This is a genomic window from Kordiimonas aestuarii, assembly GCF_025574465.1.
Taxonomy (GTDB): domain Bacteria; phylum Pseudomonadota; class Alphaproteobacteria; order Sphingomonadales; family Kordiimonadaceae; genus Kordiimonas; species Kordiimonas aestuarii.
This window is the reverse complement of record NZ_JAOBPP010000014.1, coordinates 94,869-119,690: the sequence shown is the minus strand read 5'-3', so window position 1 is coordinate 119,690 and position 24,822 is coordinate 94,869. Positions and strand designations below refer to the sequence as shown.

At 58.5% G+C, this 24,822-nt stretch carries 23 protein-coding genes; 13 read left to right on the top strand and 10 right to left on the bottom strand.

Annotation, left to right across the window (positions count from 1 at the left end):
* The first annotated feature begins 66 nt into the window (after positions 1–66).
* Both OEU85_RS03940 and OEU85_RS03935 read left to right on the top strand, forming a co-directional pair.
* Positions 67–1,224: a DUF547 domain-containing protein gene (locus OEU85_RS03940; protein ID WP_262690144.1), complete on the top strand. Its 1,158-nt coding sequence runs from the start codon at positions 67–69 to the stop codon at positions 1,222–1,224.
* A complete protein-coding gene (locus OEU85_RS03935) occupies positions 1,214–2,380 on the top strand; it encodes a DUF547 domain-containing protein (RefSeq protein WP_262690143.1) in 1,167 nt (388 codons plus the stop codon). Before OEU85_RS03940 ends, OEU85_RS03935 begins: the two co-directional genes overlap by 11 nt.
* Positions 2,381–2,494: 114 nt before the next feature.
* Here OEU85_RS03935 and OEU85_RS03930 read toward each other — a convergent pair whose 3' ends face one another.
* Entirely contained in the window at positions 2,495–2,872 is a 378-nt protein-coding gene (locus OEU85_RS03930) for a hypothetical protein (RefSeq protein WP_262690142.1), read from the bottom strand.
* A 114-nt stretch (positions 2,873–2,986) separates the two neighbouring features.
* Here OEU85_RS03930 and OEU85_RS03925 point away from each other — a divergent pair, with 114 nt between their 5' ends.
* The 3 genes from OEU85_RS03925 (at position 2,987) to OEU85_RS03915 (ending at position 6,211) form a co-directional block, all read left to right on the top strand.
* Positions 2,987–3,181: a hypothetical protein gene (locus OEU85_RS03925; RefSeq protein ID WP_262690141.1), complete on the top strand. Its 195-nt coding sequence runs from the start codon at positions 2,987–2,989 to the stop codon at positions 3,179–3,181.
* A gap of 309 nt (positions 3,182–3,490) precedes the next feature.
* The gene (locus OEU85_RS03920; RefSeq protein ID WP_262690140.1) at positions 3,491–5,422 is read left to right on the top strand and encodes an ATP-binding protein; all 1,932 of its coding nucleotides are present in this window, start codon (positions 3,491–3,493) and stop codon (positions 5,420–5,422) included.
* A gap of 123 nt (positions 5,423–5,545) precedes the next feature.
* Positions 5,546–6,211, top strand: a complete 666-nt coding sequence (locus OEU85_RS03915; RefSeq protein ID WP_262690139.1) for a glutathione S-transferase family protein — start codon at positions 5,546–5,548, stop codon at positions 6,209–6,211.
* A gap of 74 nt (positions 6,212–6,285) precedes the next feature.
* On the opposite strand, the gene OEU85_RS03910 is transcribed toward OEU85_RS03915, so the two are convergent.
* A complete protein-coding gene (locus OEU85_RS03910; protein ID WP_262690138.1) occupies positions 6,286–7,425 on the bottom strand; it encodes a family 16 glycoside hydrolase in 1,140 nt (379 codons plus the stop codon).
* A 195-nt stretch (positions 7,426–7,620) separates the two neighbouring features.
* On the opposite strand from OEU85_RS03910, the gene OEU85_RS03905 reads away from it, so the two are divergent.
* Positions 7,621–8,973, top strand: a complete 1,353-nt coding sequence (locus tag OEU85_RS03905; RefSeq protein ID WP_262690137.1) for a winged helix-turn-helix domain-containing protein — start codon at positions 7,621–7,623, stop codon at positions 8,971–8,973.
* A 191-nt stretch (positions 8,974–9,164) separates the two neighbouring features.
* Here OEU85_RS03905 and OEU85_RS03900 read toward each other — a convergent pair whose 3' ends face one another.
* The gene (locus OEU85_RS03900; RefSeq protein WP_262690136.1) at positions 9,165–9,509 is read right to left on the bottom strand and encodes a TfoX/Sxy family protein; all 345 of its coding nucleotides are present in this window, start codon (positions 9,507–9,509) and stop codon (positions 9,165–9,167) included.
* A gap of 194 nt (positions 9,510–9,703) precedes the next feature.
* On the opposite strand from OEU85_RS03900, the gene OEU85_RS03895 reads away from it, so the two are divergent.
* Positions 9,704–10,879, top strand: a complete 1,176-nt coding sequence (locus OEU85_RS03895) for a pyridoxal-phosphate-dependent aminotransferase family protein (RefSeq protein ID WP_262690135.1) — start codon at positions 9,704–9,706, stop codon at positions 10,877–10,879.
* Positions 10,880–10,948: 69 nt separating this feature from the next.
* Here OEU85_RS03895 and OEU85_RS03890 read toward each other — a convergent pair whose 3' ends face one another.
* Genes OEU85_RS03890 through OEU85_RS03875 form a run of 4 tightly spaced genes read right to left on the bottom strand, consistent with a single transcriptional unit; the run spans position 10,949 to position 13,695 of the window.
* Entirely contained in the window at positions 10,949–12,691 is a 1,743-nt protein-coding gene (locus OEU85_RS03890; RefSeq protein ID WP_262690134.1) for an alpha/beta hydrolase family protein, read from the bottom strand.
* A 34-nt stretch (positions 12,692–12,725) separates the two neighbouring features.
* Positions 12,726–12,941: a hypothetical protein gene (locus tag OEU85_RS03885; RefSeq protein ID WP_262690133.1), complete on the bottom strand. Its 216-nt coding sequence runs from the start codon at positions 12,939–12,941 to the stop codon at positions 12,726–12,728.
* A 51-nt stretch (positions 12,942–12,992) separates the two neighbouring features.
* Positions 12,993–13,202, bottom strand: coding sequence for a helix-turn-helix transcriptional regulator (locus tag OEU85_RS03880; protein WP_262690132.1), 210 nt, complete (start codon positions 13,200–13,202; stop codon positions 12,993–12,995).
* On the bottom strand, positions 13,195–13,695 hold the full coding sequence (locus OEU85_RS03875) for a hypothetical protein (protein ID WP_262690131.1): 501 nt from the start codon (positions 13,693–13,695) through the stop codon (positions 13,195–13,197). The genes OEU85_RS03880 and OEU85_RS03875 overlap by 8 nt, the downstream gene beginning before the upstream one ends.
* Positions 13,696–14,011: 316 nt before the next feature.
* Here OEU85_RS03875 and OEU85_RS03870 point away from each other — a divergent pair, with 316 nt between their 5' ends.
* Positions 14,012–14,695: a glutathione binding-like protein gene (locus OEU85_RS03870; RefSeq protein ID WP_262690130.1), complete on the top strand. Its 684-nt coding sequence runs from the start codon at positions 14,012–14,014 to the stop codon at positions 14,693–14,695.
* Positions 14,696–14,841: 146 nt separating this feature from the next.
* Here OEU85_RS03870 and OEU85_RS03865 read toward each other — a convergent pair whose 3' ends face one another.
* Entirely contained in the window at positions 14,842–16,413 is a 1,572-nt protein-coding gene (locus OEU85_RS03865) for a BCCT family transporter (protein ID WP_262690129.1), read from the bottom strand.
* A gap of 307 nt (positions 16,414–16,720) precedes the next feature.
* Between OEU85_RS03865 and egtB the strand changes: the two genes are divergently transcribed.
* Genes egtB through OEU85_RS03850 form a run of 3 tightly spaced genes read left to right on the top strand, consistent with a single transcriptional unit; the run spans position 16,721 to position 19,561 of the window.
* Positions 16,721–17,980, top strand: coding sequence for an ergothioneine biosynthesis protein EgtB (gene egtB / locus OEU85_RS03860; RefSeq protein ID WP_262690128.1), 1,260 nt, complete (start codon positions 16,721–16,723; stop codon positions 17,978–17,980).
* Positions 17,977–18,942, top strand: coding sequence for an L-histidine N(alpha)-methyltransferase (gene egtD, locus OEU85_RS03855; RefSeq protein WP_262690127.1), 966 nt, complete (start codon positions 17,977–17,979; stop codon positions 18,940–18,942). The genes egtB and egtD overlap by 4 nt, the downstream gene beginning before the upstream one ends.
* Positions 18,943–19,000: 58 nt before the next feature.
* On the top strand, positions 19,001–19,561 hold the full coding sequence (locus tag OEU85_RS03850; protein ID WP_262690126.1) for a DUF1697 domain-containing protein: 561 nt from the start codon (positions 19,001–19,003) through the stop codon (positions 19,559–19,561).
* 9 nt (positions 19,562–19,570) lie between these two features.
* Here the strand turns inward: OEU85_RS03850 and OEU85_RS03845 are convergent, their stop codons facing one another.
* Positions 19,571–20,005, bottom strand: coding sequence for a hypothetical protein (locus OEU85_RS03845; RefSeq protein WP_262690124.1), 435 nt, complete (start codon positions 20,003–20,005; stop codon positions 19,571–19,573).
* A 15-nt stretch (positions 20,006–20,020) separates the two neighbouring features.
* On the bottom strand, positions 20,021–21,121 hold the full coding sequence (locus OEU85_RS03840; protein ID WP_262690122.1) for a fatty acid desaturase family protein: 1,101 nt from the start codon (positions 21,119–21,121) through the stop codon (positions 20,021–20,023).
* Between the two features lie 314 nt (positions 21,122–21,435).
* On the opposite strand from OEU85_RS03840, the gene OEU85_RS03835 reads away from it, so the two are divergent.
* Together OEU85_RS03835 and OEU85_RS03830 are read left to right on the top strand one after the other, a co-directional pair.
* Positions 21,436–22,350 (top strand): glutaminase, encoded by a 915-nt coding sequence (locus OEU85_RS03835; RefSeq protein WP_262690165.1) that lies wholly within the window; start codon positions 21,436–21,438, stop codon positions 22,348–22,350.
* A 214-nt stretch (positions 22,351–22,564) separates the two neighbouring features.
* A complete protein-coding gene (locus OEU85_RS03830) occupies positions 22,565–24,805 on the top strand; it encodes a xanthine dehydrogenase family protein molybdopterin-binding subunit (RefSeq protein ID WP_262690121.1) in 2,241 nt (746 codons plus the stop codon).
* The last annotated feature ends 17 nt before the right edge of the window (positions 24,806–24,822 follow it).

The window sequence follows — 24,822 nt, the reverse complement described above, 5'->3', positions numbered from 1 at the left end:
TCCCATGGTATATATTTTGGCGCAATATTGTACGCAGCACGTCAATTGGTCCGGGGGGATATATACATGAAACATGCCGCATCCTTGATGCTTCTTTTTTTGCTGTGCACTGGGGCGCTTGCCGCAGCGAATGCCGAAAATCCTCAAATCGCAGCGCTTCAAGCGCCCCCCGCAACCGAGCAGGCGGTTGATATCCGCTATGATGACTGGTCTTACATCCTGAAGGTCACGGTCTTTGAGGCCGGCCTGTCGGACCGGGCGTATGCTGCGCCGCCAGAGCCGGGGATTGGCCGCCGCATTGTCAAGGGCAATACAAGCAGCCTGCGTTTTGAAGGCAACCGGATTTATTTTCCCGCGTTCGAGGGCGAAAACCTGGACGCGCTGAAACGTATTCGGGTGGAACTTGAAGCCATGCCTGATGCTATTCCGATGGCGGAATGGACCAAAAAACAGCAGTTGGCGTACTGGCTTAATCTCTATAACATCCGGCTTGTTGAAGCGCTGGCCGAACGCTATCCGGCACAGGAACTGCGCTCTCTGCTTTATGGTCGCGGTGGCCGGACCGGTCTTCTGGACGAACCGCTATTGACCGTGGCGGGTGTCAGCCTGTCACTGAACAATATCCATCATGATATTCTGATCCCCGGCTGGCGCGATCCGCTGGTGATGTATGGCTTGTTTCACGGTTTTGTTGGCAGCCCCAATATCCGGCCCGAAGCCTATACGGCGGCAAGCGTTTATCGGCAACTGCGGGACAATGCGGTGGAGTTTATCAACTCCAACCGTGGTGCGCGGATGGACGGCGATACCCTGCGGGTGGCGGAAATCTATTCCGACAACATCGCGTTGTTCCCGAACGGGCCGGATGATCTGAAAGCCCATATTGTGTCCTATGCCGAGCCCGGGTATGCGGAACGTTTCCAGGCGGCCAAATATGTGCGGGCTACCACAGGCGACTATTACATCGCCGACCTGTTTCAGGGGTACCGCAGGGACGTCAATCCGAACGCCGGTAATTCTGCTGCAATTGCGGAGGCATTGACCGGTGGAGGGCCTGCGGCGGACCTTGCTGAATGGATGACTGCAACAATGGACCGACACTATAATAGTCCTGCCCCGGGTTTTGTGATGGAATACCTGCAGAAGATCAGGGAGCGTAAAGCCAAGCGCGAAGGCCAGGTCAGCGTGGAAGAATTTGAGGAGGAACAGGAAGATGAGAAATAAGGCGGCAACCTCTGTTGGCTGGTCTATTGGTTCATTTTTCTCAGCCCTGCTGCTGCTTTTTTCCCCGGCTGCTGTACTGGCGGACACCGGCAACGTGCCGGAACCCTTCCGCGGGCAGGCCACGGCCGAAAGTGTCGATATCACCTATGATGACTGGTCCTATATTCTGCGTGCCACCGTTTTTGACGCAGGCATGTCTGACCGTCGCTCTGCACCGTCACCCGCGCCGCAGCCGGGTCGTCTGATCGTCAAGGTCAATACCTCGAGCACGCGGCTTGAGGGTAACCGGCTGCATTTCCCGGCATTTGAGGGTAAGAACCTCGAGGCAGTTTCCGTCCTGCGGCGCGAACTTGAAGCGCTGCCTGGCGCCGTGCCCATGGCGGAATGGACCCGCAACCAGCAACCGGCCTATTGGCTGAACCTCTATAACGTGACCGTGGTTGAACAACTTGCCAAGCGATACCCTGAACAGGAAATCCGCCGTGTGATGGCAAAAATCCGCGACAAGAAGCTTTTGAACGTGGCGGGCGTACGATTGTCGCTTGATGATATTCACCACGATATCCTCGTTGAAAAATGGCAGGACCCGCTGGTGGTGTATGGTTTATGGCAGGGCTACGTCGGCGGGCCGAATATCCTGCGGGAGGCCTTTACATCCGCAAATGTCTATGACCTCCTCAAGCAGAATGCGGTGGAGTTTATCAACTCCAACAGGGGGGCCAGAATGCGTGGGAATGCGCTGCGTATCTCAACATATTACGAGGACAATATAGCCTTGTTCCCGGGCGGCGAGAGGGAACTTCGTGCGCATCTTGCCAAGTATGCCGACCTGTATTACGCCGGGCGTATCCGTGGCGCGGACGAGATAAACATGACGACATCGGACTATTACATCGCGGACCTTTTTGAGGGCGTGCCAAGGGATGTCAACCCGAACGCGACGAACACGGCGGCGCTGCAAACCGCCGGATCAGGGCCGGAGTGGTCAAACTTTGCTGCATCTGCGGGCGGCAAGGGCTGGGGCAGGGTGCCGCCGCATGTGATGGAATATGTCATGGACATCCGGCGCAAAAAATCCAAACGGGGCGGTAGTGTGAGCGTGGAAGAATACGCGGACCGGCCTGCCGAGGAAACACCAGAGGAAGGGCAAAAGTAATTGCTTTGACGAGGTTACGGGTGTGGATAGCCATGGTGCGCCCGTCCCTGACTTGGCATGACCTGCCCTGCCATGATCCGACAGGCGCGCTTTTGCCCTGGTTTGCTGTGGGGCTTATTGTTTGGGGACTTGGTCGTCCACGATCTCGCGGTAGGGGTCCACATACGGTTTGGTGGCTTTGGCAATTGCGCCGGATGCCTGTGCCCGGTCGAGGCATGCGTTGAATTCGTCGCGCTCGTCTTCATCGCGGAAATGCATCTTGTCACCATTCGTTGGGAAAAGCGCGGTGAATTTCATGCGCGGCCAGGCGTCGTCGCCATAGGTGGCTCCGGTTTTATCCACGCGCCCCATATAGTCGATCGCGAAGATAAGGCCGTCGGTGATGAAGGCATCGGCATCGCCGTTTACCAGCGCTTGCGTCGTGGCGAAGCCCGACGGTGCCTCCCAATAACTGCCAAGCGTGGGGATGGCCTCGGCCAGGCTTGGGAACATGCTGGTAGCCCCGCCAAAACCCAGGATGCGCAAGCCTTCAAGGTCTGCAATCGTTTCGATATCCAGACCCTTGTCGGCGCGGTAGGCAACGCCGTTGCGTTGATGAATAAAATCGTGGGATGGGAACCCGCTTACACCAGCATCGTCTCAGACAAGGGCGACGGCATCTATGCTTTTGTCATCCTCGAAAGCCAGCCAGTGTTGTCCCCAGCGGTAAGGGATGAACTCAACCGAATTTCCACATTCACTATATATTGCCCGCAGGGCAGCAGCGCTGCGGCCGTCAATGTTTTCATCGAAATGTCCTGACAGTACAGGCACGGCAATCTTCATTTGCGCCTGCGCAGAAGGTGTAAATAAAACAGCAATAGACAAGCAGCATGCAGCACGAAGGAACATGGTCAACAAACCCGTTTTTATATGGAGTTTCAATTCTACAGCCCTAGACTTAGCAATGTAAACGTTACTGGCGGATTAATGCTTTGGCGTTTTGGCCAACAACAGGTTTAGCCAGAGAGATATTCAGGCAACGATATGTTTACCAGTTGCTGCGATACTCAGCCCGGCACCGGGGGGCTGCAATGCGAGTAGGCTGAAAAGCGGAACGGGGAGAGCGCAGTGCGCCAGGTTGGTACTGTCTTAAATAATATTCCAATCAGGTATTTTGTACCACTGGGCTTTCTTGTCGCTGCCGGTATCACCGCGCTGATTTATGTGTTTGTTGCCCTGCCCGAAGCCGAACAAAAAGCCTATGATCTGACGGAAAAAACCTTCCACCGCACAATCTCTGATATGCAGGGGCGCTACAATACCCTGCTTTCCCAAGGCAACCAGTTCAGCGTCAGCCAGGATATTTTCATTACCGCCGATGACCCCGCCGTGCTTGCGCTGGCTATTTTATCTGAAGACAGTACCGTCCGGTTTGCCTACAACTCCGCGCTTCGGGGCAAGCCCTATACCGCCCTGCGACACGACGTCGATGAACGCCAAATCAAGCGGGCCATGGCGACAGGCCAGATCATCGAGGTTCGCAACGCCAAACAAAAAACCATCACGGGCTATGCTGGCCTTGGCTATGTTGAAGGCCGGACCATGACCAAAAATGCGCTGGTTTACGTGCAAAGCACCGCCGACCTTGCATCTGAAATCCAGAATGCGTCGCTGCATCTCGTCACCTTCATGGGACTCACCCTGTTTGCGCTGGCGGGACTGGTGCTGATCCTTACCTGGGTCAAGATAGATCGACGGCTCAAGAAGCTGCTGCTGGCGTCGCGAAAGCTGGCGTCCGAGCAGGGCGACATCAATTTTGATGTCGGCGGCAGTGACGAGTTCGGGCAACTTGCCGATCAACTGAAGATTACCGCGCGGATATTGGCGCTCAAGCAAGCCCGCGCCAACGAAGCAATGCTCAAGGCGCAGGAAGCCAGCGCGGTAAAATCGGAGTTCCTCTCGAACATGAGCCACGAAATCAGGACACCTATGAACGGTGTCATCAGTGGCCTGAACCTGCTCATGAGTTCAAAAAGCGAGGAAGAGAAAAACGAGTTGATGGGTGCCTCCCTGTCGTCTGCCCATGCCCTTCTCAATATCATCAATGATATATTGGATTTTTCAAAGCTCGAGGCCGGCAAGTTGTCTGTGCATCCGGCGCCGTTTCTGCTGGCACGCATGCTGCGTGACATTCACATCCTTATGAGACCCGTCGCCGCCGAAAAGCGCAACACGCTGGCGCTTGAGCTGGCTGATGACTGTGATGCCTGCATTCTGGCCGATGAAGTGCGCCTGAGGCAGGTGATCAACAACCTTGTCAGCAACGCCCTCAAGTTTACCGAGGGGGGGACGATCACGGTATCGGTACAGCTTAAAAAAAACGAGCTAGAGCAACAGCTTGAAGTGCGCGTGACAGATACCGGCTCAGGTATTTCAGAGGAGGATCTGGAACGGTTGTTCCGCCGGTTCAGCCAGTTGAAGAACGCGATGGAACGGCGTGCTGGCGGCACGGGCCTTGGCCTCGCGATCAGCCAGCAACTGGTGCAGTTGATGGGTGGGCAAATCGGGGTTGAAAGCGCGCTTGGAGAAGGCAGCACCTTCTGGTTCCGTATTCCTGTCGAAATTCAGGATACATACGAGGTTCGAAATCCGGATCATGAGTTGCTGGAGGACCATGGCCGCAGCGTTAAGATACTGTTGGCTGAAGATGTGGTCATCAACCAGATGCTGATCACCAAGATGCTCAAAACACTGGGTCATGACGTCACCCTGGCGGAGGATGGCGAAAAGGCGCTGGCGCTGCTGGGCGGCGAAAAAGCGTTCGACCTTATCCTGATGGATAACCAGATGCCCAACCTGACCGGGATGGAAGCCACCAAGGCTATTCGTGAGCGGGGCGACGAGACCGCGAAAATCCCGATCATTGCGCTTACGGCAGATGCCATGATGGAACAGCGCGATGCCTTTTTCAGCGCAGGTGTCAACGGCTTCGTCAGCAAGCCAATCGAGATTGACAAACTGCGCTTTGAAATAGCCCGCGTGCTGCAGGAAACCAACTAGGCGCACACACAGGCCGCAGCGGTGCATTTATGAATAGAGGTGGTCCATTTTTGGGGCCTTTTAAACGCTGTTATCCCCCCGAGATATGAAGCCCAAGACTTCAATCAAAAGCGGAGGACTAATATGGCGATCACCTGTTATTTTGGTAGCGGTAGCCCGTTTTCGTGGCGTGTGATGCTGGCGATGGAGGTCAAGGGCCTTGAATACAAGGCCGTTGAGCTTCATTTCTCGAAAGGCGAAACCAAAACGCCCGAGCACATGGCCCGCAATCCGCGGGCAAAGGTGCCGGTGCTGGTGGACGGCGACCTTACGATTTACGAATCCACTGCCATCCTTGCTTATCTTGAACGCGCCTATCCCGACGTGCCGGTCTTTGGCCACGACAACCGCGAGGCTGCACAGATATGGCAGCGTATGGCAGAGGTTGAAAACTATCTCGGACAGGCGCTGACATCCGGTGTTGGTCCCATCTTCCGGGGTGAGATCAAGGGCCATGAAGCGGAAATCCAGAAGCACCTGTCCCGGCTGGAGAGCGAGATCGACCTTGTGGAAGGCTGGCTTGCGGAAAGTGATTTTGTCGCTGGCGACCGCATCAGTGCGGCAGACATGACACTGTACCCGCTTCTGGCGCTTATCGAACGCGTCAGCCCCCGGCTCAAGGAAGGTTTTGAAGTGGGCTTTTTTCCCTTGCGCAAACAATATCCCCATATCGCGGGCTTCATGAAGCGTATCGAGGCGCTGGACGGATACGACCGCACCTACCCGCCACACTGGCGCGAAGCCGCATAATAAAAAGCCCCGCGCGACACCCGGTGTAAGGCCGGTGTCGCGCGGTTCTCTCCCCGCGGAGCTAAGGCGGGGGGCTAGTGCACTGAAACGCCTTTCGGGACACTAGCTGAAGCCATGATTCCCCAGCCGCCAAAGGCCTCGCTGACCGCGATAACCACTTCGTTTTCGCCTGCCTCCAGCGGCAGGAAGACGCTGTCGAAAAGGCCAATAGTGCCAAGATAGCGATAATCACGGCTGGCATAGGTATTGTCGCCGTGCGCAATTGCCCTGCCGTTGAGGAAAACTGTCGCCCGGTCGCTGTAGCCATATGCCAGCTCAAGCGTTTGTGCCTTGTCGGCGGTTATCGCCATGCGGACAAGCTGGGTGTTCATCTCGCGCGTGCGGGAAGCAAGGCCGGCGAGGTCCGCGGCCCCGGTTTCCCCCACTTCAAGCCACTGCCATTCTTGTCCTTCGAGGAGGTCAGGATTTAACGCGGCCGTGCCTTCAACACCGGCGGATGACACCACACGGTTGCCAACGGCAAAACGTGTGATGAGGTTTTTCGGCAGGTTGGGCAAGGGCGCTGCACTGCCCACGAGCTTGACACCGTCATCAGGTGTCACATTGACGTTTGAATAATAATAGTCGGCCACCGCGCCGCGCAACCTGATGCCGCCCTCGCTTGTGCCGTGAAACAGGTTGTCCACATGCAGTACAGGGTCGTCGCTGTCGATATAGACATCCATTCGGTTGTCTTTCACCACCAGCTTCACATGGGTCCATGTGTCGAAACGATAGTCGGTGGGGGCGCTGTATCGGGGGCCATGCAAGAGCTGCCAGGCGTTGAGGCCATTGAAAACAGGGGTGTACTGGTTGGCATCCGGCATGCCGGACAAGTGCGAGCGCAGGTAAAACTCTTCCGCGTTCTGGCCCTCGCGTTCCCGGAAAAAGAGGCCTGCGAAACCGCGTGCTGCTGGCATGGCGATATCAAACTCGATAATGCCATTTTTGAAGCTCTGACCCATCAGCACGGCGTTGCCGCCGTTCAGTTTGATGGCGGTGCGGCCCATGTGTTGTTCGAAGCTCGCGCCTTGTTCGCTCAGGGTCCAGTTGTCGGGCGTCATGGCGATGGGTGCAGCCTGAACTGTCGTGGTCGCCACCAGAGACGCAGCGCAAACCCATAGCCACCGCAGTATGGTATTGCGCAGTATGGTATTTCTCATTCTGTTTTTCATTTTCATTTCCTCGCGTTTCGTTCTCAGGGCCGGCTCCATGTGCCAAGGCTAGGCACCGATCGGCGTTTAATGCACCTTAAGAAAAGCTTAAATCTGCGTATTGCCTGTGTAATGTGATGCTTTGCGCTGGTCGCACGCTGTGCTGGCTTGCTAGACTGCGCTGGTTAGTTAAATCGGCTTAACGGGTTAAGGATCATGGAAGACAGCACAGTCCAGTCCCGGAAAAATACCGACGCGCTGGTCAGCGTTGGCGGCTGGTGCTTTGAGGCGGCGGCGAACACCTTGACCTCGGCGGCAGGTGAGGTTGTGCGCCTTGAAGACAAGGTCGCCGCGCTGTTGGCCCTTTTATGCGACCGGCGGGGACAGGTTGTCTCGCGCGCGGATATTGTAAAAGTCGTTTGGGATGGCCGTGCCGTCAGCGAACAGACTGTGCCGGTGGCTATCAGTAAGCTGCGAAAGGCACTGTCGGAAGACGGTGCCGACACACCGCTGATCGAGACGGTGCCAAAACGCGGGTACCGCCTCCGGGATGAAGAAGCCGCAGTGGCTGCACCTGCGGAAGTCAGGCGACGGGGGCTGTGGCGGGTGCTTGGGGTGGCCGCCGTTATCTTGCTGGTGGTGGGTGGTTTCTGGCCGCGCGGTGACGGCGGCGTGGTGCCACCGGCAGCCGCGGAAAAGCCGTCGATTATCCTGACCCTCAAAGACATCCGCGCACCGGCTGGCACAGAAGAAGATCTGACGCGCGCGGTGGCACTGAGTGAACTGGCATCCTACTATTTGTCCCGTGTGCCCGAGGTGTTGGTGATCCGCCACTGGTGGAACTTTGATGCGCCGGATCCAACCGGTGGCATATACACGCGTTACGGCACCGACACGCCCGTTTACCTGATTACGGGGACCCTGATTGACGAAGGTGGGGTGTCCGTTGTTCTTCTCGCGCTCAGTGTGCCGATGACCGAAGAGGTGATCTGGTCCGGTATGTTTCGTGCGGAGGCCGGCGCGGAGCGTTATTTCGCCTTGCTGGGTGACATGGTTGAGCGCGTGGGTGCGCGGCCTCACGCGGTGGCGGATGCCGCCCGGCTGCCAGCAGATTTTGATTTCTGGCAAGGGCGTTACCTGTCGCATTTATCAAACCCCGGAGCGGCAAAGGGCGCGGCCCTGCATCTGCGCGCGGCCCTGGCAAAAAAACCGGACGACACCATGGCAGCCAACAGCCTTGCAGCCCTTGCCGCACGCTGGCCAGGTGTCGCGGATGATGCCCCCGTGACGGTCCAGCCCTTTGGGGCGGATCATATGGCTGCGGTGGATGCGGCTGTCGTTCTGATGTACCGGGGCGGTGACGCCGCGGGCGCCATCCCCTTTCTGGACGAGGCATTGGCCCTCGCACCCGGGGATCATTATGCGCTGTCGCTGCTTGCAGAAGCGCGGGTGCGTACCGGGGATATCGCAGGTGCGCTTGAGGCCTATGAAAAAGCTATCCGCCTCGCACCCTTCGCGCGGGCCTATGAGGCGCGCGTTGCGGCCATCCAATCGGGTGAGACTAATTGACGACGGCCTGAAGTTTGCCTGCAATCCATGCATAACGCGGCATAAGACGGGTGAAGGCGTCCAGACATTCGTCGGCGGGTTTTTTTATGGTTTTTCAAAGTCCTTTTTGTGGGCCGTGAACCATGCACGAGTGTTGGCGACGGCCAGCGTCCGTAGAAAACCTATGCCGACTGCAGGAAACAGCTCGCCGCTCAGACCCAGACCCCATCCTTTTCCTTGGGTGGCAGGCTGCGGGCGTTCCTCAGCGCCATGGCAATCCAGCCCTCAAGCGTGTCGTCGTCCTCAAGGTGGGGCAGGTCAACTTCCACAAGGCCGCCCATGCGGCGCCCGGTGCCGGTGAAGGGCCTGGCGCCGGGGCGGACAAGGGCGGCTTCTTCCTGCGCCTTGCCGACGCGCGCCATCATACCGGTTTTGCTGACACAGCACACCATGTTACCGTGGAGGTAAAAGCTGTTGCCGCCAAACATGCGTTTTTCGCTGAAGCCTTCGCGTGCGGCGATCAGGCGTACACGCACCAACAAGTCATCCGTTGCCATGTCCCGTTATTCCTTATGATATCGCTCAGCACAGTGGCGCAGCAATACCATGGCTTTCGTGTCATTTTCTGTCAGCATCATTGCGCAATTTCCAATTTTCACGCTAGTAATGCACGAGAAGGCGCCTATGTCATGCCCGTACCCCGGGTTTTCACCACTATCCCCGAAACCTTCGATTTAAGCAGGAGCGCGCGATGAAACCTTTCATGCCCCCCAAACGCACCCTGATGGGCCCCGGCCCCTCTGACGTCCACCAACGCATTCTGGATGCCATGGCGCGGCCAACACTGGGCCACCTGGACCCCGCGTTCCAGACCATGATGGAAGAAATCAAGGGAGGGCTGCGTGACCTGTTCGGGACAGAAAACGCGCTGACCTTCCCGGTGTCTGCCCCCGGTTCCGCCGGTATGGAAACCTGTTTTGTCAACCTGATCGAAGAAGGCGACACGGTCGTCGTTATCAAAAACGGCGTGTTCGGTGAACGCATGCGCGAAAATGTCGTGCGCGCGGGTGGCACACCGGTGATGATTGAATGTGAATGGGGTACAGCGCCCGACCTCGCCGAGGTTGACAGTGTGCTGGCTGCCCATCCCGAAGCGGGCACGCTGGCCTTTGTGCACGCGGAAACATCCACGGGTGTGCGGGCGGATGCCGAAGCCTTGTGCAAGATCGCAAAAAAACACGAATGCCTGACCATCATGGACGCGGTCACCAGCGTTGGTGGCATTCCGGTGGAGATCGACCGCTGGGGTGTTGACGCAGTATATACCGGCAGCCAGAAGTGCCTGTCGTGCACACCGGGCCTGTCGCCGGTTTCCTTCTCCGACGCCGCGCTTGAGCGGGTGCGCTCCCGCACCACGCCCGTGGCAAGCTGGTTCCTCGACCTGTCGCTGGTGATGGCGTATTGGGACGGCACCGGTGGACGGTCCTATCACCACACCGCACCGGTGAACCCGCTATATGGCCTGCATGAAGCGCTGGTGATGATCTTTGAGGAAGGGCTTGAGGCAAGCCACGCGCGCCACGCCAAAATGCACAAGGCGCTCGCCGCAGGCCTTGAAAGCATGGGCGTTGAATTTATTGTCGATGCCGACCACCGCCTGCCACAGCTCAATGCAGTGAAAGTGCCGGAAGGCGTTGACGAAGCCAGTGTGCGCAAGCACTTGCTTGAAGCATACGACCTTGAAATTGGCGCGGGGCTTGGCCCGCTTGCAGGCAAGATATGGCGCATCGGCCTGATGGGTACATCGGCGCGGCAGGAAAATGTTGAGCTGTGCCTGACCGCTCTTGCGGATGCCTTCAATCGCAACCAGCACAAGGTGGATGGCGACAAGGCACTTAAAGCCGCGCGGGACGTGCTGGCAGCCTGACCAGGCGAACAGCCAGGAAAAGAAAAGGCGGGATTTACCCCGCCTTTTTTTACAGTTGCCGCGTGACCGTCAGAACCGGTTGTTGATCCAGTCTGCGATCAGTGCCAGCGCTTTTGGCGCGAAGGTCTCCTCAATCACCATATATTCATCAAGCCCGCCGGTTTTGGCGGTCTGGAACATATGGTTGAGGCCATCAAGTTCCATCACCGTTGCGTCTTTGTGGCCATTGAACGCGCGGCGCATGCCGGTGAGGTTCTCCGCCGCATCAACCTGCTGGTCGAGGGTACCGTTCAGCGCCAGCACAGGCATCTCAAGTGCTTGCAGGTACGGCACCGGATCGTGGTTGAGGAAATATCTGAACCAGTTGCTTGTCAGTTGCCGGATGGCTGGTTCCTTGCGCTCGGGCGGCATGCCCATGGCGGTCATCACCTCTGGTGTCATCAGGGTATCAAGGCGCGTCCGGGCTTCTTCGGTCGAGGCTGCGCTTGCTACGGCGTCCAATACGCTTTCGGTCTGTTCTTCCACATGTTTGATGTCAGCCGCACTTGCGCCGTTTGACGTGCTGATTGTGCGGCGCTGGGTTACCAGAAGGTCCCGTGTTTTCACGGCGGGCCCGGCAAGGAAGACGATATAGGCAAGGTCAGGGTTTACTTCGGCCGCGACAGGCGCCACGAGGCCACCCTCGCTGTGCCCGATAAAGCCAATGGCGTCGGGCCTGATATCGCTGTGCGCTTTCAGGAAAGCAAAGGCGGCGTTGGCATCGGTGGCAAAGTCAGCGGAGGTGGACGCCCCATAGTCGCCAGTCGATTTACCAAAACCCCTGTCGTCATAACGCAAGACAGCAATGCCGTGGCGGGTCAGGTAATCCGCCAGCACGGCGAACGGCTTGTGGCCCAGCAGCGTTTCGTCCCGGTCCTGCGGGCCGGAGCCCGAGATCAGGATGGCGGCGGGGAACGGGCCTTGGCCTTCCGGCACGGTCAGGGTGCCGGCAAGAGTTACGTCGGTGGCGTGCGGGTTGGCAAAGCTGACATCTTCGTTTTTGTACGGAAACGGTGCCTGTGGCATTTGCGGGCGTTTTACTTCTGCTGCCTTATCTGCCGCGCGGGTGAAGCTGGTTTCAAGGGCTTCCTGCCCTTGTCGTTGCCACGACCCGGCAACAGGCTGGTCCGCGTCCTTGAACGCGCCGTCAAACGTGCCCGCGACAGCAGGCACGCCAAAGTGCAGGTGCCCGCCCTCTAGGCTCATGTCGACTACCGGCAGGCCGTAAGCCATCATGGCAGGCACGGCGAAGGTGGCGCTGGTGCCGCGCTCTGTGGTCTCTACCGTCAGTTCAAAGCCGATGGTCTGGCCGTTCCTGACAATCTCCGCCGTCCATTTGCCGTCCAGCCCTTCGATGGTTGGCTTTGCTGCCAGTTCACCGCGCCTGAAGGTTAGCGGCAAGGCCATGCCCTGGTTGAAGTCACCCTTCCAGGCCTCTCCGTCCCAGGTGCCCTTGTAGGTGGCGCCAATCGGGTGGGAGGTGAACTCAAGGACACTGCCAGTCGCGCCACCAGTCCCGCCACCAGTCACACCGATGCTGGTTACCGGGATTTTCTGCCCCGGCGCCTGATCGGGGCTTTCAAGCACCGCGCTCAATGCGCCTTCATCGTTTTGCTGGATGGTAAGGACAAGTGACAGCTTGCCTTGCGGGGTTTCAAGCGTGCCGATCCAGTCCCCGGTTACATCCGCGGGCGGTTCGTTGCTGGCGGCAGGCAAGGCGGGGGCGATCGCGGCGGCCAAAGCCGCCAGCGCGATGATCATACGTTTTAGCATTTGTTTTCTCCTGCTGTCGGGCTTTATGCGCGGATTATTCTGCGCGGCCCGCGCCGGTGACCTTGCGCCACAGGCAGCGCAACTCGTTCTGCGGTTTGCCTTGTGTGAGCAGGCTCGTGCTGGCAAGCACCAGCATCAGCAGGAAGATTTCCTCCGCCCTGTCGCTGCCGCGCATGATGATGGCGCTGCCGATCATGGCGGCGGCCCAGAGGATGGCGTGGATGATGGTTTTTTTGCTGTCGGTTTTCATGGTGTTTCCTTCATGTTTGTATCGTTGTCGCTGTTGTTGTCGTGACTCGGGTCAGTCTTCCCTGAGGCTGAAGATTTCCTCAACCGGCACCGCAAACTGCTTGGCAAGCTTGAGGGCGATCACGGTGGAGGGCACAAAACGGCCAACCTCGATTGTACTGATGGTTTTGCGGCTGACGCCGATAGCGTCGGCCAGATCACCCTGGCTCATGCGGTGTTCCGCCCGGAATACGCGGATGCGGTTTTCAAGCGCTTCACTCATCGCCCGCATCCTTGTCTTCCTGCTCCCAATCGTCCTCTTCCTCGTCATCGGCTGCCGTCAGCTTGAAAAAAGCGATGGAAAACGCGCTGAGGCTGATAAAGAGCGTCAGGTCGATGAAGAAGAGGGTTGGCAGGTCAGGCGCCAGCGCCTTGACGAGAAATTCAACCGCGATCAGGGCGATGAAGGTGGCTGAAAATGCGTGGTGTGCCGCCTCTTTGAACATCTGCGCCATGTAGCTGTCGGCGTCAGCGCCTTTGCAAACACCGCGTTTGCGGGCCAGCATGAATTTGGCGAAGGACGGGAAAACCAGCAGGATCACCAGGGCGGAAAGCGCAAAGCGCGCACCGTCGGCATAATCGGCATAGTCCCCCGGCAGGACAGCCTCAAGCGCGCCGGTGCCATACATGACAGCCACAACAGCAACACCCAGCCCGATACGACGCAGGAAGCTGTCGATCATCTGTGCAGGTGATATATTTTTGTCCTTGCTCACTATGGGTTCCTTTTGTGGTATTTTCGGTACCATATTGATACCTTGAGGTATCATTTAGGGTGTTTTGGGTAGCGAGTCAAGAGGTAATCGAAAAATGGCCGATTGTAGGATCGGGCATGATTTGCACAGGCTTGCACATTCAATGCGGGCGACAAGGAGCCCATATCGACTATTGCGAATGCCCGAGGCAGCGCAGCGAGATAGAAAGCACGATAGAAAAGCAAAGCGGTTTTGCCCTTTTGAGGACAAAGAGCCCGGTTAAAACCGCAGACAGCATTTGAAGACATTGCCAAAGCGACAAGAGGGAGCGCCGCTCATGAAGCCAATTCAGCTGTATTCTTTAGCAACACCAAACGGCCAGAAGGTCAGCATCGCGCTTGAGGAAATGGGCCTGCTCTATGAGGCACACCGGATCGAGATTGGCGAAGGTGACCAGTTCAAGCCGGACTTTGTCGCCATCAACCCCAATTCCAAAATCCCCGCAATTGTGGACCCGAACGGCCCCATCGGAGGCGAGGGCGCGGGCGACACCGAGCCACTGAACATCATGGAATCAGGTGCGATCCTGCTGCATCTGGCGGAACGGTCCGGCAAGTTTTTGCCCACGGACCCCCGTCTGCGGTCCGAGACGATCCAGTGGTTGTTTTTTCAGATGGCGGGTGTGGGGCCAATGTTTGGCCAGCTTGGCCACTTCTTCAAGTTTGCCAAGGCAAGCTGTGATCACCCCTACCCGGTGGAGCGTTACACCAAGGAAGCCAAACGCCTGCTGGGTGTGCTGGAAGCACACCTTGAGGGCCGGGACTATCTGGTGGGTGACTATACCATTGCAGACATGGCCACGGTGCCGTGGGTGAACTGTCTTGAAGAATTTTATGAAGCCACCGCCCAGGTCGGGCTGGATGATTTCCCGAATGTGCAGGCGTGGCGCGCACGTTTTAACGCGCGGCCCGCGGTCCAGAAGGGCCGCAAGGTCTGCGGCTGGGATGATGATGAAGAATAGTCGTTCGGCACCACAAGCTCCAGTTTAAGCGAACCCCCGGCAGGGGCATATGCTCCTGTCCTCGCTTGAAGCCCATGATGGCGTGCCTGTTTCCCTACCTCGCGTTTGGGGGCGTCATCAAACTTTGGAGAGCCCATCCCGTGACCCTACGGGGTGGGCTTTTTTTCGCCCGTGCCCGGTGACATGGCCTTGAGCGCGGCAAGGTGTTTGGTGCCAAGAAGGATAAGGGCTACGTTCAGCAGCAGCACAATCATCAGCGCGGGGAAGCCGCCAAGGTTGGACATCATGCGCACCCCGTCGATGCCTGAAAAGGCGGTCATGACCCACGCGCTGGCGGCAATCAGGATGCCCAGCACCAGTTTGATCCACACGCTGGAGGGGGCGTCATCCACACCTTCGGCGTTGCCGTGGTCGCCGGTCTTGAGGCAGACACCGGCAATGGCTTCGGTATTGCTGTCCGCCGCGGTGATATAGGAGACGAGCGACAACAGGACAAAGGCGGCCATCAAAAGGGTGCTGATGGGATAATGGCTTAGCACTTCATAAATCGCCGCTTCGGGGCCGGTGGCGTCCATCGCTGTCATCACCGGGTCACCGGGCAGGCCGTCGATAAACAGGGACGCCCCGCCAAAGACAGTCATCCAAACAATGGCGAACAGCGACGGCACCACCATATTCACCATGATAAAGGCGCGCACGGTATAGCCCTTGGCGATGCGGCCAAGGAACAGCGCGGTGATGGGCGCCCAGGCCAGCCAGTTGGCCCAGTAAAATACCGTCCAGGCCTGAGACCACACTTCGTCATGCCCGGCCCCAAGCCCAAGGGAGCGGGGCAGGAATGTGGACACATATTGCACCAGGCCATCCCAGCCAAGGCCCAGCATGAAGCGGGTGGGGCCGGCGACAAACACAAAGGCGCACAGCAAAAAGAAGAATTTGGTGTTGATGTCAGACAGCAGGCGAATGCCGCGCTGCAGCCCGGTGGCGGATGAAACCATGAAGGCGCAGACAATGGTGATCATGATCGTGCCCTGCAGCAGGGGGCCGGGTTCCAACCCGCTGAGCCGGGCCACCCCGCCCGAGACCGACATGGTGCCCACGCCGAGCGTTGCGGCAATGCCGGCGATGAGCGCAAAAAGCGCGACAGCATCAATGATCTGGCTGCCAAAACCCTGCACCCATTTACCAAGCACCAGCGACAGAGGCCCCGACAGCGAATAGGGCCGGTCAAGGTTATAATACACCAGTGCGAAAGTAAGGCCGGGCACGGTATAAATGGCATAGGGCGTGAACGACCAGTGCATATAAAGCGTCGACATGGCGAATTCGACCGCGTCCCGCGTGTCGGGCTGAAGCCCGGCGATGGCCGGTGGTGCGTGTTTGTGGAAAATCGGCTCAGCGGTTGCCCAGAACAGGATGCCAATGGCGATGGTGGTACACAACGTGACGGAAAACCAGCTCCATTTCGTCAGCAGCGGTTTGGCCCCTACGCCGCCGATGGTCACCCGCCCAAGCGGGGAGAAAAAGGCCCACACGCATGTCACCACAAAGGCAAAGCTGCCCCAACTGAATAACGCGGAGAAGTTGGCCAGTATCCAGCTGTTGAGCGCGGTGGCGCCGCCCAGAAGCGCCTCAAGGTTTGTGAGGCTTGCAACAACAGTGGACACCAGAATGATCATCGGGGCCCAGAAGACCACCGGTCTTATATCGCGAAACAAGAAACTCCCCCTTATTGCCAACCCGGCGCATGTTGATCCTACAGGCATCATAGCCGGATACAGGAGCGCTGCAATGGTGCGCACCTGCACCACCCGGTTGCAAACATTGACACAGTCATTCCGTTGCGCGTTCGTTATCATTACTGACAGAATTTGTCAGGGCGATCAGATACCGTGAAGCCCGGTCATAAAATGGACAGGAAACGGGACGCATAATGAGCTTTGCTGACAATGGCTGGCCTTATGTTATACTTCTTATGCGTGTCTTGAGTGGGCCTGAACGACAAGAAATTGTGCTGGGAAAACGATGCCGCTAGACACTGCACCATCTGATATTGCCGACTATTTCTCGCGCGTGCGTGCGCACAGCGAGGCACTTTGTGAACCGCTTGAGGTGGAGGACTATGGCCTGCAGTCCATGCCGGACACCAGCCCTGCCAAATGGCACCTGGCGCACACCACATGGTTCTACGAACAACTGGTGCTGTGGCCGTTTGCCAAAGGTTATAAGGTTTATCACCCCGAGTTCGCGGCGATCTTCAATTCTTATTATGAAAGTCTGGGCACGCTTTTCACCCGGGCTGAACGTGGTGTGCTGTCGCGCCCCACGGTCGCGGAGGTCTACAACTACCGCGCCTATGTGGATGGCGCCATGGCCGCCCTTCTGGCTGACGCGATGCACCCGGACCGCGCCGAGATTATCAGCCGCACCATCCTTGGCCTCAATCATGAGCAACAGCATCAGGAGCTGCTGCTGACCGATATCAAACACGCTTTCTATAAAAACCCGCTCAAGCCGGCTTACAAGGTGGCTGAGCCAGCCGCGCCCACCGGGACACCGGGCAAAGAAGGCTGGCTGGCCTTTACGGCAGGGGTGCAGCAGATTGGCTTTGAAGGGCCGGGCTTCGCCTATGATAACGAAACCCCGCGCCACAAGGTATATATGGATGCCTATGCGCTGGCAGACCGTTTGGTGACAAACGGCGAGTATCTGGAGTTTATCGAAGCGGGTGGTTACCGCGACCCGGACCTCTGGCTTTCGGACGCCTGGGCCTTACTGGGGCAGGAAGGCTGGCACGCCCCGCTTTATTGGCAAAAGACGGAGGACGGTTGGACGGCCATGACCTTATGCGGCATGCAGCCGTTGGATACAGCGGCACCTGTGTGCCATGTCAGCTTTTATGAGGCGGCGGCATATGCGCGCTGGCGCGGCAGGCGCCTGCCCACGGAAGCGGAATGGGAACACGCGGTCGCAACGGAGCTTGGGCGCGGCAATCTTTATAGCCCAGACAGCCTTGCGCCGCAGCCTGCCGCGGGGGGCAGCCGCCAGTTCTTCGGTGACGTGTGGGAATGGACGGCAAGCCCCTATACGGAATATCCCGGTTATCACCGGCAATCCGGCCCGTTTGGGGAATATAACGGCAAGTTCATGAGCAGCCAGATGGTGCTGCGTGGCGGCTCCTGCCTCACACCCGCAGACCATATCCGCCCCACCTACCGTAACTTTTTTTACCCCCACATCCGCTGGCAATACAGCGGCATACGCCTAGCAGAGGATAGAAAATGAGCCAGTTGAACCCGGCCTTCAAGTTTCAGGACAACCACCCGCCCGCCAGCGATTTCGAGCTGGAAGTGCTGGAAGGTTTGGCCAAAAGCCCCAAGGTTTTGCCGCCCAAGTTTTTCTATGATGAGGTTGGCTCCGGCCTGTTTGATGCCATTTGCCGCACGCCGGAATATTACCCGACGCGGACAGAATCAGCCATTATCCGCGACAATGTGGATGCCATTGCCCGCTGTCTGGGGCGCGGCTGCCTGCTGGTGGAACCCGGCAGCGGCAACAGCGCCAAGGTGCGTGACCTTCTGGCTGCGCTTGAGCCGCATTCCTATATGCCGATGGATATCTCCAAGGCATTTCTGCAAAAGGAAGCGCGCAAGCTGGCGGATGAATTCCCGTGGCTTGATGTTTATGCCGTGTGTTCCGACTTCACGGTGTCGATGGATATCCCCATCTACCCCGAGGGCGTGCACCGGGTGGCGTTTTTCCCCGGCTCCAGCATCGGGAATTTTGAACCGGGGGATGCTGCCGCTTTCATGCGCAATATCCGCGGCATGGTCGGCGACGATGGTGGGCTGCTGATCGGCGTGGACATGAAAAAAGACGTGGGTATCCTTAACGCGGCCTATAATGATGCCGCCGGTATCACGGCCGCCTTCAACCTCAACCTGCTGACGCGCATCAACAAGAAACTGGGCGCCGACTTTGACCTCTCTGCCTTTGCGCATCATGCCTTCTATAACGAAGGCCCTGGCCGTATCGAAATGCACCTGCGTAGCCTCGCGGACCAGACGGTGACTGTGGCGGGGCGGGCCATCCCGTTCCGCGATGGTGAGACAATCCACACCGAAAACTCCTATAAATACGCACGGGATGAATTCGCGGCGCTTGCGGGCGACGCCGGGTTCCGGCTGGATACCTGTTGGCAGGACGCGGGCGGCCTGTTCTCGCTGTTCTATTTTGCAGCCCGGTAGGGCACTTGCGGTTGACCGCAGGCCCTGCAAGGCTGTGTGCCCATAAGGCGCGGAGGGAATGATGGTAAAATATGTGGCGCTGATGCGCGGTATCAATGTGGGTGGGCACCGCAAGATCAAGATGGCGGACCTGAAGGTCGTGGTCCGGGATGCGGGTTTTGAGGCTGTGCAAACCTATGTGCAATCCGGCAATGTGGTGTTTGGCGGTGCGGAAAAGCCTGTAAAAGAGGTTGCCGCCACGCTTGAGGCGGCATGCAAAAAAGTTTTCGGTTTTCCGATCGAAATTATCGTTCGTGACAAGGATACCTTCCGCGCTGAAGCTGAGGCATGCCCTTATGCGAGCGACACGCTTGAGCCAACAGACGGCCGGGAACCCAGGTTCCTGCACGTCGCCTTCCTAAGCGCCACGCCGGACGCCACAAGGGTGCTGGCGGTGATTGACAGCTATGGTGGGCCGGAAGACACCACGCTCAAGGGTGATGCGCTTTATATCTATTACCGGGAAGGCTCAGGCCGGTCGGACTTTTCCAAATTGCTGACGGAAAAGAAGCTTGGCGTCAGCCCCACTTCGCGCAACTGGAACACAGTGCTGAAACTGCTGGATATGCTGGACGCCTAGCACGGCAACCTAAAGGCTTGGCCATGCGCGCCAGGTGCCGATGGTGTGCACTATCCCAAAACCGAGGCAGATGAGGCTGCTCCAGATCCAGAAGGCATTCATGATGTCTGGCCGGAAAAGCGCGATCGGCACAAGCGCCAGCCCGCGCAGCAGATAGGCGGCGCTGATGGTGGCAAGGCCATAGGGCAGGAGCGGCAGGCGGGGGATAAGCCCCACGCCCGAGAAGGCATATAGCCCCCAGATAAAAAGAACCGCGGCAATGCCCAAGGTGATCAGGGTGGGGTACAGCGCCCCGCGTCCGGCCATGGTGGCCATGCCTTCCCCCGCACCAAAAAAGCGGTACCAGGCGGGCCCGCTACAGATGATGGCAATATGCGTGAGGGAAGCGACGATGCTGAGGACCCCGCCGATGAGCAACAGAATGTTCGTGTTGTTACCCATCATGCGGCTCCTGGCCGATTAGCTCGTTTGCTTGGCGGCCTTGGCTTCGCGCCAAAGCTGCGCCATGGCGACCCACAGGTTTTTGCGCGTGGCGGCAAGATAGAGGCGGTTGTCAGGCAGGTCCGTCTTTAGGCGTTCATGCGCTTTTTCAAGGTTGTGATACGGCATGCCGGGGAACAGGTGGTGGGTGGCATGGAACCTGAGGCCCACAGGCGCCCACAAGGGCGTGATGTAACGGTTGCCCGGTACGTCCACACTGTCGAGGAATTCTTCCTGCTGGCTCATGCGTTCACGGCCACCATTGCGGTAGGCATGTGCCGCCAGCGTGCGCAGCGCATTGAGGAGGAATATGGCGACCGTCACCACGTACCAGATGCCAAGGAAGGCAAGGGGCAGAAGGTCGAAATACACCAGCGCCAGCGCGGCATAGACATAGGCAGCAGTAAAGACGTCTTCCAGCATCCAGTCACGGCCCTGTCCCGGTTTGGGAGCGGGGCGGAGGTAGCGGTAATCGATCACAAGCGAACTCAGGCGTTGCCACACAAACTCGCGAAACGCTTTGCTGACCAGCATGATGGGGACCAGCACAAGCGAGCGTAGAGCCAGCAGACCCGGCACAAATACCGCCTGAGCTACAAACGCAATGATTTTCCAAGGCTCGTCCACCGCGAATGGCAAATACTCGCCGTCTTCCTCGGTGCCGTATATTTTGGGCTTGTGATGATCGATATGCACGTCAGCATAGGAATAGGCTGGCACCTGCATCGGAAAGCCACAGGTGACATTCCAGTAGCGGCGAAACCATGTGAAGGTACCCCGGCGCAGGTGCGCGAGTTCATGAATGAAGATCACCGCGCGGTATAGCGCAAGGGTGGCCACAATAACCGCAATAATCTGGACGATGGAGCCAAGGGGGCTGAGCGTGGCAACGGCAATGGAACCCCAGCCCAGCACATTGGCAATGGTGAAATCGGTCCAGTACAGGCGCACGTTCGGCTGCCACAGGTCGCGTACAAGCTTGCGTGCCTCACGAAGGGGGAAATCCGCCGCCTCGGGGTGCGCACCGCTTTTGGTCGCTGCCTTGGGGGCGTCGCTGGCGCCCATTATGTCTTTTTCCATTACAGTCTGCATTACCGTATGCCTTGTTACGCCGGGCTTGCCCTGCGGTTCGTTCGTTATCCTGCCGGTTTTTCGCGCGCCTGTCTGCCACAAATCGGCGACGCGCGCTAGGGCCATAAGGCCGCAGGCGGTGCATGGCTGCCTTGATTTTGGTTAAGCATGCCTTGGTTTTGGCACCGTTTGATGCCATCTCCGTACGGCAGAAATGTGGTGGCTGGCGGCAAAATTACAAGTTTTTGAACGGCTTGTGTTCTTTAAATGCGGGGCCTAACCGTCTAGGTTTGAGTGCATGGAAGGAGACCGTATCGGTGGCGATGGACTATCAGGCAGTGCTGGATTATATCCGCGAGGCGGTGGAGCCGAAGTTCGGCAAAGGCAAGGTGGCGGACTATATCCCCGCGCTTGCCGGTGTGCCGGGTGGCAAGTTCGGCATGGCCGTGCAATTGGCTGACGGCCGCAATTTCAAGACCGGAGACGCGGACGAGGCCTTTTCCATCCAGTCGATCTCCAAGCTTTTTGTGCTGCAGATGGTGATGTCCCACTTTGGTGACATGGTCTGGACCCGTGTGGGCAAGGAGCCGTCTGGCGACCGGTTCAATTCCATGATCAAGCTTGAAATGGAACACGGTGTGCCGCGCAACCCGTTCATCAACCCCGGTGCACTGGCGACGCTGGACCTTTTGATGAGCCTGAAGGGCGACACCAAACAGCGCATCCGCAACTATCTGCGTTATCTGGCATTGAACGACAGCGTGGAGGTCGACCCGGTGGTCGCGAAATCGGAATACGAACATGCCAATCTCAACCGGGCGATGGCGCATTTAATGAAGGGTTACAACAACATACACATGGATGTTGATGATCTTCTGGATACTTATTGTTACCAATGTGCGATGGCGATGAGCTGCGTGGACCTCGCGCGGGCGGGGCTGCCGCTGGCGATGGGCGGTTATTCCGCGCTGCATGATGCGTCGATCATTTCCACCAGCCAGGCCAAGCGTATCAATGCCGTTATGCTGACCTGCGGCACCTATGACAGCGTGGGCAGTTTTGCCTACCGCGTTGGAATCCCGGCCAAAAGTGGCGTGGGCGGCGGCATTCTGGCGGTGGTGCCGGGCAAGATGGCAGTCTGTGTCTGGGCACCGGAGCTTGACACTTTCGGCAACTCCTATGTCGGTACGGCGGCGCTGGAGATGTTCACATCGCTGACACATACCAGCATTTTCTGAGCGGAAACTGAGCCGGATCTGTGCCGAAACCGTGCGAAACCTGCGTGGAATGTGGGCGGAATGTGCGCGATATCTGTGCGGGAAATGAGCGAAATATGCGCCAAAATGCACGGCTTTTGCGATAAGCCGACGCGCGGCAGGTGTCCCATAGTGTTATAGTATTGCATGATGATGGCTGTGGCTCGGTTCGGGCCGGTATCAAGGGGAGGGGATCATGGCATTTGATATGAACCGCAGGGACCTGTTTCGGTACACTGCGGCGCTTGGTGGGCTCGTGGTCGTGGGCCCCGCCTTGAAGATGGCGCGCGCGGCAGAGGTGGACAAAGAGGGCAGCCTCACCCCCATGGTGCAGGTGGCGCCAGATGGCGAAATTCGGATATATTGCCCAAGCCCGGAAATGGGCCAGGGCGTGCTGACCGCCATCCCCATGATGTTTGCCGAGGAGATGGATGCCGACTTCACCCGGGTGAGCGCGGTGACCATGCCGCTGTGGCTGAAAAAGACCGACGACGGCACCATGACATGGCGCGTGGTGCCGCAGTTCTCAGGCGGGTCCACCAGTATCCCGCGCAGTTGGGTTGGCACGCGGGAACTTGGCGCCATGACCCGCGCCCTGTTTCTTGAGGCCGCTGCCGGGCGCTGGCGTGTGAGCGCGGATGGGCTGACCGCCAAGGCATCCGTTGTCACCAACCCGGATACCGGCGAGACGCTGACCTATGGTGAGCTGGCGGGGGACGCAGCACGCGTGATGCTGCCCGAGGGCTTCAAACCCAGGCTCAAGCCGCGGGCGGACTGGTCGGTGATTGGCACGGCACAGAAACACCTGGGCAATGACGAGATTGTCACCGGCCGCGCGGTATATGGCATTGATGCCGACTATCCCGGCGCAAAAACCGTGGTTATCGCGCGGTCGCCCTATCTGGACGGCATGGTGACGTCGGTGGATGACAGCGCGGCCCGCAAGGTGCCCGGCGTGGTGGACGTGGTGGTGATGCCGCGCCCGGATACCGGCAAGTTTTACACCTATCTGGCCGCCGGGGTGGCGGTGATAGCAGACACGTTCTGGGCCGCGAAAAAGGGCCGTGACGCGCTGCGGATAGAATGGGATAAAGGCCCCCACACGACTGAGAGCACCGAAAGCTTTGACGCGCAGTGTGAGGCCCTGCTTGATGGCGGTCAGGGGCAGGTGGTGCGCGAGGACGGCGATGTGGCGGCCGCCAAGGCCAACGCCCGCGTTATCACACGCCGCTACCGCCAGCCTTTTGTTTCCCACTGCCAGCTTGAGGTGCAGAACTGCGTGGCGCATGTGACGCCAGAGGCGGTGACGATCATCGGCCCGCTGCAGAACCCATCTGGCGCGTCGCGCATAGCGAACACAATCAGTGGCGTGGACCGGGAGGCCATCAGCGTCGACGTGACCCGGCTGGGCGGCGGGTTTGGTCGTCGCCTGTCCAACGACCATGTGGCGGAAGCGGTGTATGTGTCCAAGGCGTCCGGCCTGCCGGTCAAGGTGATCTGGACCCGGGAAGACGACCTGAGCCATGATTTTTACCGCCCTGCCGGCCATCATGAACTGACAGCCGGGTTTGATGACCACGGCAATATGGTCAGTTGGCAGCATAGTGTGGCCAGTGCGTCAAAATATTATCGCCGGGACGACACGCCGCCTGAGGAAATGTGGACAGCGGAAATTTACCCGGATGACTTCCCGGCGGGCATTGTGCCCAACGTGCGGCATGAATATTTCTCTGCCACGTCAGGCATGCCGCGCGGCAGCTGGCGCGCCCCCGCCCATGTGGCCAATGCATTTGCGGTGCAGTCCTTCCTTGATGAAGCTGCGGCGGAGCTGGGGCAAGATCCCCTGGCGATGCGGCTGAAGCTCTTGGGCGACGCGCGGGAGCTGCCGTATGCCAACCACGGCGGGCCGGTGTTTGACACGGGCCGCATGGCGGGCGTGCTGAAGCGCGCGGCCAAAATGGCAAACTGGGGCAAGGCCATGCCCGCCGGTCATGCACAGGGCATTGCCGGGCACTTCACCTTTGGTGGGTACTGCGCGCAGGTGGCGGAAGTTGAAAAGCTTTCGGGCGGCGGTTTCAAGGTGCACCGGGTGTATTGCGCGGTGGACGTGGGCACAGTCATCAACCCTGAAGGTGTGATCAAGCAGGCGGAAGGCGGCATCAATGACGGCATCTCAACCGCCTTCTGGCAGGAAGTGCGTGTGACGGGCGGCGAAGTACAGACACAGAATTTCGACACCTACCCGATGCTGCGCATGGCAGACGCGCCTGCAGAGGTGCTGGTGGAGATTATCGACAGTGAAAAGGACCCCTCCGGCATGGGTGAAATGGCAATCCCGGTGATTGCCCCGGCCATACTGTCCGCGCTGGCGCGGGCCGGTGGGCCTCGCATCCGGCATTTGCCGGTTTATTCGGAAATAAACAGCCTGACAGCCTGAATGAAAGAAAACATTTA

Excerpts from the sequence above, each read along its gene's own strand:
- OEU85_RS03940 (WP_262690144.1), top strand. The coding sequence starts at position 67 with ATGAAACATGCCGCATCCTTGATGCTTCTTTTTTTGCTGTGCACTGGG.
- OEU85_RS03935 (WP_262690143.1), top strand. The coding sequence starts at position 1,214 with ATGAGAAATAAGGCGGCAACCTCTGTTGGCTGGTCTATTGGTTCATTT.
- OEU85_RS03930 (WP_262690142.1), bottom strand. The coding sequence starts at position 2,872 with ATGTTCCCAAGCCTGGCCGAGGCCATCCCCACGCTTGGCAGTTATTGG.
- OEU85_RS03915 (WP_262690139.1), top strand. The coding sequence starts at position 5,546 with ATGGCGATCACCTGTTATTTTGGTAGCGGTAGCCCGTTTTCGTGGCGT.
- OEU85_RS03910 (WP_262690138.1), bottom strand. The coding sequence starts at position 7,425 with ATGAAAAACAGAATGAGAAATACCATACTGCGCAATACCATACTGCGG.
- OEU85_RS03905 (WP_262690137.1), top strand. The coding sequence starts at position 7,621 with ATGGAAGACAGCACAGTCCAGTCCCGGAAAAATACCGACGCGCTGGTC.
- OEU85_RS03900 (WP_262690136.1), bottom strand. The coding sequence starts at position 9,509 with ATGGCAACGGATGACTTGTTGGTGCGTGTACGCCTGATCGCCGCACGC.
- OEU85_RS03895 (WP_262690135.1), top strand. The coding sequence starts at position 9,704 with ATGAAACCTTTCATGCCCCCCAAACGCACCCTGATGGGCCCCGGCCCC.
- OEU85_RS03890 (WP_262690134.1), bottom strand. The coding sequence starts at position 12,691 with ATGCTAAAACGTATGATCATCGCGCTGGCGGCTTTGGCCGCCGCGATC.
- OEU85_RS03885 (WP_262690133.1), bottom strand. The coding sequence starts at position 12,941 with ATGAAAACCGACAGCAAAAAAACCATCATCCACGCCATCCTCTGGGCC.
- OEU85_RS03880 (WP_262690132.1), bottom strand. The coding sequence starts at position 13,202 with ATGAGTGAAGCGCTTGAAAACCGCATCCGCGTATTCCGGGCGGAACAC.
- OEU85_RS03870 (WP_262690130.1), top strand. The coding sequence starts at position 14,012 with ATGAAGCCAATTCAGCTGTATTCTTTAGCAACACCAAACGGCCAGAAG.
- egtB (WP_262690128.1), top strand. The coding sequence starts at position 16,721 with ATGCCGCTAGACACTGCACCATCTGATATTGCCGACTATTTCTCGCGC.
- egtD (WP_262690127.1), top strand. The coding sequence starts at position 17,977 with ATGAGCCAGTTGAACCCGGCCTTCAAGTTTCAGGACAACCACCCGCCC.
- OEU85_RS03850 (WP_262690126.1), top strand. The coding sequence starts at position 19,001 with ATGATGGTAAAATATGTGGCGCTGATGCGCGGTATCAATGTGGGTGGG.
- OEU85_RS03845 (WP_262690124.1), bottom strand. The coding sequence starts at position 20,005 with ATGATGGGTAACAACACGAACATTCTGTTGCTCATCGGCGGGGTCCTC.
- OEU85_RS03840 (WP_262690122.1), bottom strand. The coding sequence starts at position 21,121 with ATGGAAAAAGACATAATGGGCGCCAGCGACGCCCCCAAGGCAGCGACC.
- OEU85_RS03835 (WP_262690165.1), top strand. The coding sequence starts at position 21,436 with ATGGACTATCAGGCAGTGCTGGATTATATCCGCGAGGCGGTGGAGCCG.
- OEU85_RS03830 (WP_262690121.1), top strand. The coding sequence starts at position 22,565 with ATGGCATTTGATATGAACCGCAGGGACCTGTTTCGGTACACTGCGGCG.